Here is a 13,048-nt window from a genome sequence, read left to right on the forward strand (position 1 = left end):
TATAATAGACCGTGTAATTTGGAACGTATTTTCATTTATGTGGCAAGGAAAAAAAGGAGATGAACGTTTTGGCGAATTCGTTGTTTACACCGTATACACTGAAAGATTTGGAATTAAAAAATCGGGTAGTCATGGCACCGATGTGCCAATACTCGGTGACAGCCAAGGACGGGATTCCAAATGATTGGCATCATGTTCACTACCTAAGCCGAGCTATTGGAGGCACAGGTCTGATTATTATAGAAATGACGGACGTGGAACCGGATGGACGGATTACAGATTATGATCTGGGCCTTTGGTCAGATGAGCATATCCCGGCTTATAAGAAGCTGGTTGACGGCATTCATGCGCACGGGTCCAAGGTAGGCATCCAGATTGCTCATGCAGGCCGTAAAGCTGAGGATGCAGCAGAGCCAGTGGCTCCTTCGGCAATTGCATACCCGGATGCAAATTATAAACAGCCGCGCGCACTTACCACGGAGGAAGTACGTGGCATGGTGCAAAAATTTGCAGATGCGGCTCGGCGTGCGGTTCAAGCGGGCGTGGACACGATTGAGCTTCACGGTGCACATGGTTATTTGATTCACCAATTCCATTCGCCGCTCACGAACAAACGGGACGACGTATACGGTCAGGAGCTATCCCGTTTTGGCGTTGAAGTCATTCAGGCTGTACGCAAGGAAATGCCTGAAGGCATGCCGTTATTTTTCCGCATCAGCGCGGTCGAATACGTAGATGGCGGATACGATGTGGATCATACGATTGAGCTGACTCGGGCGTATCAGGCTGCGGGCGTAGACGTGATCCATGTGAGCACGGGCGGAGAAGGCCCTGCGGGAGCCAGAAAGCCGGGCAACTATCCGGGCTATCAAGTGCCATTTGCACGCCAGATTCGCGAGGCGCTGAACATCCCGGTAGTCGCCGTCGGTGCACTGGATGATCCAGCCTTGGCGCAGTCCGTTATCGGCAATGAGGATGCCGATCTGGTCGCCGTGGGGCGCGGATTGCTGCGCGATCCATATTGGGCGACTCATGCAGCGGTGACATTGCGCGGCGAGAAGCCTTCCATACCTGAACAATATCAACGTGGCTACTGAGGCCTAAGTAATCCCACGTTGTTTATATATAAACAGGGCACCTGCAACGAAGTGTATGCTTCGTCGCAGGTGCCTGTTTTGTTGTATGGACAGATGGTACAGTGTAAGCAATCTTACACGTAGTAGTGGTTATATTTTGTATACTTGTATTATTTAGTGATTAGGAGGTTTAAAAGTGGAATATATTATTGAAACAAAAAAGCTCCGTAAGCAGTTTGGGATGTCAGTAGCCGTTGACGATATTTCCTTACATGTGGAGCGGGGAAGTATCTATGGTTTTCTTGGTGAAAATGGAGCCCGCAAGACGACTACCATCCGCATGCTGACGAGGCTAATTGAGCCTACAAGTGGGGAGGTTTTTTTATTGGGCGAGCATTTGGAGAAAAACTACCCATCTATCTTTTCTAAGATTGGTACGATCATCGAAACACCAGGTTTATACGAAAATTTGAGTGCACGTGATAATTTAAGAATTTGCTGTATGTACATGGGGGTGCAGGATGATGGGAGAATTGAACGAACATTAACGACTGTGGGATTAGAGCATACCGGCAAGAAGAAGTTTAAGGATTTTCCCCTAGGAATGAAGCAAAGATTAGGGATTGCGAGGGCGCTTGTTCATGACCCTGAGTTGCTCATATTGGATGAGCCGACGAACGGACTGGACCCATCTGGAATTAAGGAAATTCGTCAGCTATTGAAGCGGTTGTGCGAGGAAGACGGGAAAACGATTCTTATTTCCAGTCATATTTTAAGCGAAATTCAGCAGTTAGCCACACACATCGGGATTATACATAATGGAAAGTTATTGGCGGAAAATCGTTTGAGTCGGTTGGAGGACGGTTTTGAGCAATACACAGATGTAAAGGTAGACGATGCAGAAGCAGTACAAACGTTTATGCAAGACCGTATAGAGCAGCTACAATCTCAGGTGCTATCCCCACAACAACTAAGAATTCATAGCCCGATTGAAAATACAGCCACGTTAAATAAATGGGTATACCAGATTCAAGTATTTGCTAAGATGTGTGTGATGCATGCGATGTTAATTCCGATCGCCTCTTTTTTTGCTATACGCTGGAAAAGTCTTAAGGTGGTTGTACTCGTAGTTTGTACTGCTATATTTTTAAGTTTTTTGAACAAAAGTGAATGGTATCCGTGGATTGGCCCGTATCTTTTATCTTCCAATGAAGGAAGTATGGTCAAACATTTCGATATCTCAATAGCCTGGTTCAGCTTATCCCTTACCTTTATTGTGGGATTATTTTTATCCATATGGTCATATCAAAGAAGAGGCTAAATTCAGATTTTTTGAAAGGAGGGCTACTATGTTTGATCTGTTTAAAGCAGAGTGCTTGAAGCTGAAAGGAACTAAATTCTTTTGTTGAGTGTAATAATTTTATTATTAACTATTGTCTTGGAGTTTTATAGTTACGCAGGGAGTCCCAAGTACTCCATAGACTGTGATGGTTGGAACGACTACTTTATGAGTGTTGTGATTCTTATTAATTTTCTGACCGGGGAATACCTTTTATCCGTGGACCGTTCCTATCTTGTTTTCTCCGCATGGTACACTGGGAAGAACGTTCGCGAATGTTCCAGGAGGGATCATAAGTATTTGCTTCATTTTTGTGCTTGGGCTTTTTTTGGCATTGAGAAGTTATACTCATATAGAGAAAAAGTAGAATGTGTAAGCAGAAAAAGACGATGAGTGTCCGCATGAGGGTGGTTGAATGAAGCTGTAAAATACAGTCGCCGAAGGACGTTTTTACGTGCTATAATTCTATTAACAACAGAATGGCTTAGGTGGGTGGTCGGCTAAGTCTCCCGGAAGGGAGGTGATGCCTGTGGAGGTTAAAGATGCTTTGACATTAATGATGATGTTCGGCACGCTATTAGTAGCGTTGATCGGGTTAATCGCTACGATTGTTATTGCGTTGAACCAAAACAAAAAGAAATAGACCGCTCTCGAGAAGGGGCTCGGTCTATTTCTAATAGCTAACCTTTTTCAGCCGACCGCTCTTCAAAGCGGCTGTTGCCAAGAGTAGGGATGTTACCAGCATCCTTGCTCTTTTTTAGTATATCCTTCTATCATTTATTTTAGCACAATTGAATAATCGATGTAACCAAATGCGGCGGTTATTTGGTGAAAATTTTAATCTCCTTTGGAGCGAGGGTCACGGTGATCGAACCGTTGTTGATCTGAATGGAGTCGTTGCTTAACTGGTTGGTCAGACGGGTGCCGTTGGACAGGTTGTCAAAGTTGCTGATCGTACGGGTTTGGCTGTTCCACGAGTTGTTGATAAGTACAATGGCCTCGTCACCGTTTTTAGAGCGCTGGAAGCTGTAAAAGGAGTCGTCCGCCCATTTTTCCTTTTGGCTGCCGTTTTGCAGAGCGGGGTGGCTGTTGCGCACACGGTTCAGCTTGGCAATGTACTGGTACAGCTCATGGTTGGCGTTGAACACGACATTTTCCCGGTTGGCGGGATCATCTCCGCCACTAAAGCCTTGCTCGGTGCCTTGATAGATGATTGGAATCCCGCGCGACGTCAAAGTAAAGCCTAAGGCTGCTTTGAGCTGTGGCCATTTTTCAGAGCTGGCACCAGGCTTGCCGGAGGCCTCGTTAAGGAAACGTTTCACATCATGATTGTCGATAAATACGCCGTTGGTTTGGGCATCGCGATAGTGACGGTCATCCGTATAGCGTTCCTTGATTTTGGTCATGGATTGATCGCGTCCAAACACATCCTTGATCGTATAATACATTGGAAAATCCAGTGCAGCATCAAGATATCGGGTGTAATCGCCCACATAAGCGGGATCGCTGCTGTAAATTTCACCGATGGTGAAAGTGTTGGCTGCTTGGTCAAAATCCTTTAAAAAGCCTTTCGGTACATGTTTGGCGGTGTCTACTCTCAGTCCGTCGATGCCCGTCTCGTTCAACAGCCACTTGATCCAGTTTTTAAGTTCGCTTGCGGTTGCAGGGTTGTCCTGATTCAGATCATCCAATCCGGCCACGTCACCGTTTTCGATTTTTGATTGGTTATTGGAGCTGTAGTCTGCCCCTGTGATGTCGCCATTGTGATGATACCAGTCCGCTTTGTCAAAAGGAGCCTTGGCGAAGCCGTTTCCTGGTTGAAAATCGCCCGTGTGATTGGGGACTACGTCCAGCATAACAGCCATATTTTTGTCGTGCGCTTTACGTACCAGCTCTTTGAACTTGTCCATTGTACCGAGATGCCCATCTACCGCATAAAAATCATACGTATGATAGCCGTGGTAAGCGAATTCGCTCTTTTGCATCGTTACTGGAGTAATCCAGATGGCGGTAAAGCCCATATTTTGAATGTAGTCGAGCTGGTTGATAATGCCTTGAAAATCGCCGCCATGCCATTTGCGCTGGTCGCTGTTGTTGGAATTGAAGCCACCGTAATTATCGTTCGATGTATCCCCGTTGCTGAATCGGTCTGTCATGATAAAGTAAATGCTCTGTTTGCTCCAGTCTGTGCTAAGGGGAGTTGGATTGGAGGAATTACCCGGATCAGTGGGAGTAGAGCCGCCCGAAGGCGACCCCGTTTGGATAGTTCCCGCGGCTCCGTTAGAGCCGGGCGTATAGGTAGAAGTTCCTGTACTGAAGAAGTAATTTTTGGTGTTGTTGCTATCCCAGTTGTTATTACCATCATTAAAAGCGGCTTCCAATTGGGAGGCAGAGCCGATATCGACGGTAATTTTGGCATAGCCGCTAATTTCGGCATCCTGCATTTTCACACCAGGCGCAGCAGTCCAGTTTCCGCCAGCCGGGCGGTAGTGAATGTAAGGTAAGTTGAAGCCTTTTTTGTAGTATACGGTTACTTTATTGGTTGTACCGCCGCCATCTCCGGGGTTAGTACCCGATGGAGCACCTGAGGTGATGGTTCCCGTATTGCCGCTGTTGCCTGGCGTGTAGGTAGAAATGCCTGTACTGAATAAGTAGTTTTTGGTATTATTGCTGTCCCAGTTGTTGTTGCCATCATTAAAGGCAGCCTCCAGTTGGGAGGCAGAACCGATATCGACGGTGATTTTGGCATAGCCGCTAATCTCGGCATCCTGCATTTTCACGCCAGGTGCAGCAGTCCAGTTTCCGCCAGCCGGGCGGTAGTGAATGTAAGGCGAGTTGAAGCCCTTTTTGTAGTATACGGTTACTTTGTTGCCTGTACCGCCTCCGTTATCGCCGGGCTTGGCCTTGCTTACGATAACCTTTTTGAATCCATCCATATCTCCGGTGGGTGAGCCATCACTGTTAACGAGATTATTAAGGCGCAATAGTGTAAAGCCGTGGTAGCCGAACTTCGTGATTTTTTCTTCGATTTTCTGGAAGCCACTGCCTCCCGTTGGGAGTGCGTTTTCACCATTCAGGCGAACATCCTTGCTATTCGCAATGGAGGAGACGGTATCTACCAGTGTGGACGGCAAGGAGTAATTCGGTGCTGTGCCACTGTCGTTCATCTCCAGCGCAGTAAAGGTTAGATCCAGATCAGCATCCTTGAACTTCTGAATAAGACGGTTGTAATCATAATACCCACCTGCATGCTCTGTGCTGTGAGGCATTGCAGGATTGTTCATCTGCCAGTGCAGGCCGGAAATCTTCGCTCCGATGCGGACACCGAACACAGAATCGAAGTTTTTGTGGGCAGCAGCTCCGATGACACCCAGATGGTTTTCAAGCACGCTCTGGTACCACGACAGGAAATCCTTCCCGTACGTGGAATTATACCCATCGTTCGTGTAAAATCCGTCCCCGTCGGTCGGAGGATTAATTTGGCTAAGACTGCTTAGCTTGGTACCCCAAGCCGCATTAATCTTGTCCAATGATCCATACTTTTCATTCATGGCAGTGCGGAACGCATTTTTGGCTGTTTCGGTGTAGGCTTGGAATTTGCCCCGTGCAGGATAGCTCCATCCCGCTGCCGGATAGTATGAAGGATATCGCAATTCTCCAGACGGCCCACCGCTTAAATAAATTTTGGGGATAATGCTTTTGTAGCCAGCAAAGGTTTCAGCAAATGAGGCATACAGCTCGTCATATTGTTTGCCAGTTCCGCTCCATAATGGGGAAAGGGCTTCGTTATTCACATAGCTGCCTTCATCCTTGAATTGCATTTCATCTGCACTGCCCTTGCTCGACAGCCAGCTTGGCAGCGGGATGTTACAGTCATCACCCACATTTCCGCCGCACTTGTGCGTAGAAATGATGGGGACCCACTTCAGTCCCACTTCTTTCACAGCATCTGCATAGGTCTTGTAGTAGCTCCAATCGAACTGGTTATCTCCTGTGCTCTCCACATAGCCCCACCAGACGTCGGTGGTAATGGCATACACGCCGTTACTTTTCAGCGTTTGCAGTTGCTTTTTGAATGCGCCCCAGTCACTGATTTTCGCCAGCGGCCCCATGACGGAAGCTTGAAAATCGTCAGCGACTGCAGCGCTTGCCGTATTGGAGGGTGAGCCAATGAAGGCGGTCAAAGACAGCACAAGGCTTAATAGAATCAGGCACCCTTTTTTCCATATACTTCGATACAAGGTCAAAGCGATCATCCTCCCCAAAGCATAGTCTATTTCGACAACATTCTGTAAACGTTTACAAAATAATTATAAAGCAATCGGTTGCCCAAAAAGAAGAATTTATTGCACTCTCGAAGGGGAGAAATATGACTAATTCGCTAGTGACACCTTGTTATAGACAGACAAATGAATGCTCCTGTATATGATTCCAAACGTGTTTAAGTCAAAAAAAGCATAGGTCTAAAAATCAGACGTATGCCTTTTAGGATTGTGCAAGATAAGCTGGAGACGACATTCCATACAGAAGTAGGTGAATTTGAGAGCTTGGGAGCCTCATTTATGCATGTATGCAGTGTTACACGGAGTACTATTTTAATAAATATGGCGATTTTGCTGGTCGGGAATACCGCTTTTACGGTAAAAGTAGGTGTTAATCCGATCCCGCCACTCCTGAGCGTGCTCAGTTTGATGTTCCAGACGCTCTAGCACCTGTGCATAGATTGCCTCATCCAGATGATCCCTCAAACTAACCCATGTGTCTCTAAGGTCGGCCGCACGTTCCGCACCTTCAAAATGGGTATCATAAATGTGCTGAATGACAGTTTGACCAGAGTGGAGCATGTGCGTATAAGGGACGTGATGAAAGAACAATAGCAGCTCATCGGGGCAGGTTTCGGTAGATTCATAGATATCCGCTTGGGGAGAGAAATATTGCCCGGCATAGCCTGTTCCAGTCGCGATAGTGCGATCTACTCCGATGCCACGGCAATCGGCAAAATGGTAGGTGCCCCACATCGAATATTCGTAGCCATCCACATCCGGCCCATAGTGGTGACCGGGACTGACCATCCAGCCGACCCCGAGAGGGGCGGTGTAGGACTCGTAGATATTCCACGAATCGAGCAGCATTTTTTTAATGGCAGGAACTAGATGCTTGCTATTGCCCGTATGGGAACGATTCCTATGTCCGCCAAACGTCAGCCGAACCCACTCATCTGCGATTTCGTCTGCGGACAGCTCCGGGTCCCATGCCAACCGTCCGTAGCCGTACAGATTGGACTGGGCGAGCAAATGTCCGGTCCAGTTGGTGTCTGCCCCAATATTGGATACAGCAGCGATCCCACAGTTGGTGTACTTGGTGGAGGAAGGGGAAGCAGGACTGCCATTGCTACCCAAAGAGCCGCTCACGATTCGCTTGATGGTGGAGCCTTTTCCCTGAGCATAAGTGTCAAAATCCAGAACCTCCTTCCACTGCGGAACAAGGTAGCATAAATGCCGTTGCTGTCCTGTGTATTCTTGGGTAATCTGAAATTCCAGCAGTACCTGAGTGGCTTGCAGCGCCCCGAACAGGGGGGAGACAGGCTCCCGCACCTGAAAATCCATGGGACCGTTTTTGATCTGTAAAATGACATTATCGCGGAACAGCCCATCCAGCGGTTTAAAATGGTCAAAGGCCGCGCGAGCCCGATCCGTCTTGCGGTCACGCCAATCCTGCTTGCAGTCGTAGACAAAGCAGCGCCAAATAATCCGTCCACCATAAGGCTGCAACGCATCTGCCAGCATGTTGGCTCCATCGGCGTGATGGCGTCCGTAGCTGAATGGACCGGGCCGATTCTCGGAATCGGCTTTGACCACGAAGCCACCCAGATCGGGAACGGCGGCGTAAACCTCCCGGGCTTTGGCCCGCCACCATTCCGCTACACCGGGGTCTAGAGGATCGGCTGTGGTTAGTCCGCCGAGCTGCATAGGGCTGGCATAGTTAATGCTCAAGTAGATTTGGATGCCATAGGCTCGAAATATTGCAGCTAGCCTGGCTACGTCCGATAAATATTTGTCCGTAATCAGCTCGGTTTCTACTTGATGGACATTCACATTGTTAATGGATAACGACTGAATGCCGACAGATGCGAGCAGACGGGCATAGTCCCTAAGGCGGTCCATATTTTTAGTTAAGGCATTATTTTCGTAAAAAATGGATGCCCCCGCATATCCCCGTTCAACGCTGCCATCCATGTTATCCCAGTGATTGATCATGCGGATGGGATTAACCGGATTGGACAATACATCCAGAAACGGACCATCCGACGATTCGGATGATTTGCTGGTGGCTTGTAGCAGAAGTTCGCCATCCAGTCTTTCTTGTAGCCAGCGCAGCAGATGAAAAACCCCATATAATACGCCTTTGCTGGTCTGACCGGCGACCGTGACGTACGGCCCTTTTATAGCATCATACGAAGCTGATTGTGCCGGGTTTATCATCTCAGTTCCACGAATTCGGTAGCCTTCTGCGTTCACATCAGCCTGTTCCTCTGCACTAAATCGTTCTGCCACCAGTGGATGGTCTTTAAATGTACCGAGTGTAATAAACGGCGCATCCACAGGAACGACGCTGATCTTCGGCTGCTGTCCGAACATGGAGGTCAATCCGCGTTGTAGCTCATTTGCAGCGGTTTGGAGCACTTCATCCTCCCCGGTGACCACGATAACATTGCACCATGCGGGCCGATTCTCTGCATGACTGCTGCGGGGATAATGGAGCCAAGCGTCATAGCCGTTCTCTTTTTGCACATCCATATGATTGCTCATATTCGATCCTCCTTGTGCAGATGAAGGTCCGTCTCAGGCATGCTGCTCCTGCTCCATATGCTGCGGTAAGGTCAGGCGATTGCTCTTGCCTTCATACAGCCATAAAATAGCGGTGACTCCGCGCGGGTAATATTTGCTGCCGTGGGCAATGCCGGAGAGCATTTGGTCGCTCCAGCACCAATAGGATTCCTCAGGGTGAAGGAGCCAAGAGACATGGGCAGCATCCGCAGCTTGCCCTGCTTCATCCCAAGGGAACTCCAGCAACTCGCGGGCAATGAACTGGGACAGGTAGATTTTACTCAGCCAAGAGTTGTTACTGGTCGAGGACAGCTTCCAGCCTCCATCTTCGAACAGGCAAACTCCCGGTGCCAGCACCGTGTCCAACTGGCGTCGAAGGGCCTGTATATATCCGCCAAACCGCCCATTGAGTTGAAGGGCATCCTCGCATCCTGTGAAGTAAGGGAAGATCAGCCCCTCAATAGCGGGGATAATCTGTGAATCATTCCCCTCTTGAATGACCGCCGGGATATATCCCTTATCTGTCATCTGCGCCGTGATCGCTGCTGCGCATTTGTCTGCCTGTGAGCCAGCTTCCCGTGAAAGGGTATCGAGTCCTTCCGAGGCAAAAAGCTTCTCCAGCGCAATATATACCGCCCAGCATTTGCTGCCCAAATAGATGTTGTTGCGGGACTGCCCCAAAGAAACGTCCAGACTATCGTAGGTCGTAATTTCCGCGCCGCCCTGCGTTCTGGTGCTGTCCAAGCCCATTAAGCCGTTTCGGCGCGACGGATCAGGGTGATCCCGTTGTAACATGCTGGCGAAGCATTCACGCAAAACGGGTAGCATACGTGTCGTAAACGCCCGATCCTGTGTCTGTTCGATATATACCGTGGCGCAGCATAGCCAGTTTACCAGCTCCTCGTGGCTCATGTAGGAGAAGCAATCGTCAATCCCTGCCAGCTCATACGCGGAGTACCCCGGACGGGAAAATACATTAGCTACGCCCATATCATGCGTAAACGTGATGCCGCCTGGATAGGTCTGTTCCTCTGTCGGGAATCGTACCTCATCGCGGTAGCTGTACCGTTTTACAAACCACTCCAGTTCGTTGCGTACCGTCCACGGGTTCAAAATCAACTCAAAGTAAAGCTGATCTGCCGTTAAATCCAGCGTATTCATCATCCGATATTCGCCTTCATTGACGATCCAGATCGGTTCTCCATCCGCTTGCTGACTGAGCAATTGGGTACTGCCATAGTAGCTGTGGATCGCCTGTGCGAGCATAAATTCCTGATCCTTGCTCAAGTCTGCCGACTCGATCCAGTGATTCGCCTGGATACAGGATGCCTTCAGGGCTGTAAAATGCTCCAAGGCATAGCCCGCCACGTCTTCAATATCCGTGAACAGCCGGGTGTAATAATACGCTGTATCGATACCTGTAGTGACGATGCCGCCCCGGTAAAAACAGACGGCAAAGGAATACGTGCGCTTCTCGCCTGCGGGAACGTCCATCAGGAGCGCAGCCGTTCCACCCAGGCCGAAGGATAAGTTCTCGGCAATCGACTCCCCAAGCAGCTTCTCCAGCGTAAATCCGCAGGCAGGTACCGCTTCACAGCTGTTAGTCACAATGGCCGTGCTGCGCCCTTGTCCGATGCCCGTGATTTTTCCCAACGTTCCAACATTCAACCCCACAGCTTCCCCGCGCGGGTCCTCGCCTACAATGCGCATACCGCTGTACGGATCACTGCCCTGATAGCCGAAAAAGGCTTTCCGCGCAGCCGTTCCCTGCGTGTTATCAATCGTAAGCTCGGCAAATACCGCCGGAACCAGCGCAGCCCGCAGCTCATCCACATCCGCTTTCTCCGGTTCTGGAACCGGACGGACAGGAGAATACAGCCGGAACGTCAAATCTCCGGCGCTCCATGTATCTGTGCCAGCTTTTAGCTCACGGGTAATAACTTGATCGGCAAAGGGAACAAGCTGTGGCTCCGTTCGTTTATCCTTTTTCTCCACATCGTATCGGGCGCTTTCGTCCTGTGCGGCTGCAAAAAAGGGGAGCGCCTCATAGACCTCGCCGTCTCTGGATTGAAGCCCGATATATACATTTTCATCCGCGGGCTTGCCTAGCTCCAAGCCGAGTCCACCCCGATTACCCTTGAACCCGAGTGTAAAGCTGGAAAAGGCACCGACAGGTGAGTGTTGCGTGTTATAAAATATATTTTTCGTCATATAATGAAACCCCTTTCAATATAAAGAGTGACTTTCAGATACAAAAGTATTTTGCAGCATCCTCATATAGAGCCTAGCATGCTAAGGTTCAGGGAACCATTGTCAAATCGCTCTATCATTTATCCAAATCGCGCTAAAAACGATATACTGGAGTAAAACCATCAACGTCAGGAGGGGAAGCATGTCGTCACCACGTTTACCGAACCGCCCAGAGCCTACAGACCTTACGGCTACTGGTGAGGAGTACTTTTTTCCCGATGTACGAACGACGGTCAATCTGTTTGCCATCCATACGCGAAGAGTCGGAAGGGAATGGAGCTACCCGCCACATACGCATCCTCAATATGAAATTAATATCGTGCTTGCAGGAGAGCAGGTGATGGTGGTGGATGGCCGCAGCTATACACAACGGCAAGGTGATCTGGTGCTGCTGCGACCGGGAATTGTTCACTCCAGCTACAGCAGCGGGGAGGGCTTTACGTATTTTTGCATGCATTTCGACATTGATGACAAGCTGTTCCTCTCGTTACTGAGCCGACTGGAGCAGGTATTGTTTCCAGCCGAAGGTGCGGTGGCGAGGCAGATAGGCCCCGCACTGGATAAGTTGCTCGAACTTTCCACACCCAATGCAGAACAAGCAGGGGATTCGGTGGCCAAGCGTATGCGGATTCAATCTGCCGTGTTTGAGCTGTTCGCTACGTTATGGGAGGCGGTATCCAGCGAAGCGGCGCATCTGCCCGGGCGCGGATACGTGCAGGCTGAGCTTGCCCATCAGATTGCCAGCCGACTTCAAGGCAGGGTGAATCAGCATTTTGGACAAATCGACTCTGTAGAAAAGCATGATGGGATTGAAGGCATTTCATCGGAATTAGGGATTAGCGTTTCCCATTGTAATCGTGTATTTCGTAGTGTTTTTGGTGTATCTCCCCGTGTGTATCTGTCTGGTCTTGTCCTGCACGAGGCTAAGTTGCTATTGGCTGATCCGCAATGGACGGTGCAGCAAATTACCGATATGCTCGGCTATGGAAACATTGCGCATTTTAGCAGGCAGTTCAAGCGCTGGTCCGGTCAGTCGCCGACATCCTACCGTAAAAGCACTGTGCAGGAAAGCCCATCCGAATAAAAATATGTGTGATCATGAAATAGTTACGATATAATCCCTTTAAAGGAACTGAGAATAATATGACGGCCCCGAGGGCGAACAGCGGGCGCAAGCTTTTGAGGAATATAAGGAAGTAACCTTGCTCCATCGGGTGGGTTATAACGAGGAAATCGCGCATACCGTGTTGTATCTGATGACGAACAAGTTCACCACCGGAAGCGTGCTGTTCCCGGATGGCGGCTACACGCTGATCTAATCCAAGCCACACGCAATCAACAGGTAGGAAACCTGTTTTCTAAACAAAAACCGGTCTAACACGTAGCATCGTGTTAGCCGGTTTTCTTTGGCTATAGGGTATCAAGTCCTTCTCTAAAGCAGTTCTCTTTACCGTCATAGTTTTACATGGTAATATTCGATTGTTGGATATAATTCAAAGTCATTGTCTGAATAGATGATAAAAAATAAAGTATATATGCAATATAACCTTGTATTT

The 13,048-nt window shown here is 48.9% G+C and carries 7 protein-coding genes and 1 pseudogene; 5 read left to right on the forward strand and 3 right to left on the reverse strand.

The window, feature by feature from the left end; translation table 11 throughout:
• Positions 1-68 precede the first annotated feature (68 nt).
• The 3 genes from E0698_RS06745 to E0698_RS26670 all read left to right on the forward strand — a co-directional run bounded on the left by E0698_RS06745 (position 69) and on the right by E0698_RS26670 (position 3,058).
• Complete coding sequence (locus tag E0698_RS06745) at positions 69-1,097, forward strand: NADH:flavin oxidoreductase/NADH oxidase (protein WP_192511032.1); 1,029 nt, start codon at positions 69-71, stop codon at positions 1,095-1,097.
• 175 nt (positions 1,098-1,272) lie between these two features.
• On the forward strand, positions 1,273-2,397 hold the full coding sequence (locus E0698_RS06750; RefSeq protein WP_337916178.1) for an ABC transporter ATP-binding protein: 1,125 nt from the start codon (positions 1,273-1,275) through the stop codon (positions 2,395-2,397).
• A gap of 547 nt (positions 2,398-2,944) precedes the next feature.
• Positions 2,945-3,058, forward strand: a complete 114-nt coding sequence (locus E0698_RS26670) for a putative holin-like toxin (RefSeq protein ID WP_337916179.1) — start codon at positions 2,945-2,947, stop codon at positions 3,056-3,058.
• A 178-nt stretch (positions 3,059-3,236) separates the two neighbouring features.
• On the opposite strand, the gene E0698_RS06760 is transcribed toward E0698_RS26670, so the two are convergent.
• From E0698_RS06760 to E0698_RS06770, 3 genes are all read right to left on the reverse strand, one after another.
• Positions 3,237-6,662 carry a family 14 glycosylhydrolase gene (locus E0698_RS06760; RefSeq protein WP_192511033.1) on the reverse strand — a complete coding sequence of 1,142 codons (3,426 nt, stop codon included), beginning with the start codon at positions 6,660-6,662 and terminating at the stop codon, positions 3,237-3,239.
• 348 nt (positions 6,663-7,010) lie between these two features.
• Entirely contained in the window at positions 7,011-9,224 is a 2,214-nt protein-coding gene (locus tag E0698_RS06765; protein WP_192511034.1) for an alpha-glucuronidase family glycosyl hydrolase, read from the reverse strand.
• A 33-nt stretch (positions 9,225-9,257) separates the two neighbouring features.
• Positions 9,258-11,453, reverse strand: coding sequence for a glycoside hydrolase family 52 protein (locus tag E0698_RS06770; protein ID WP_192511035.1), 2,196 nt, complete (start codon positions 11,451-11,453; stop codon positions 9,258-9,260).
• Between the two features lie 181 nt (positions 11,454-11,634).
• On the opposite strand from E0698_RS06770, the gene E0698_RS06775 reads away from it, so the two are divergent.
• A complete protein-coding gene (locus E0698_RS06775) occupies positions 11,635-12,576 on the forward strand; it encodes an AraC family transcriptional regulator (RefSeq protein WP_192511036.1) in 942 nt (313 codons plus the stop codon).
• Positions 12,577-12,658: 82 nt separating this feature from the next.
• Positions 12,659-12,811 (forward strand): annotated as a pseudogene (locus E0698_RS06780) (SDR family oxidoreductase); the annotation flags it as partial.
• Positions 12,812-13,048: the final 237 nt, after the last annotated feature.

This window comes from Paenibacillus sp. 23TSA30-6 (assembly GCF_014858585.1).
Classification (GTDB): Bacteria; Bacillota; Bacilli; order Paenibacillales; family Paenibacillaceae; genus Paenibacillus.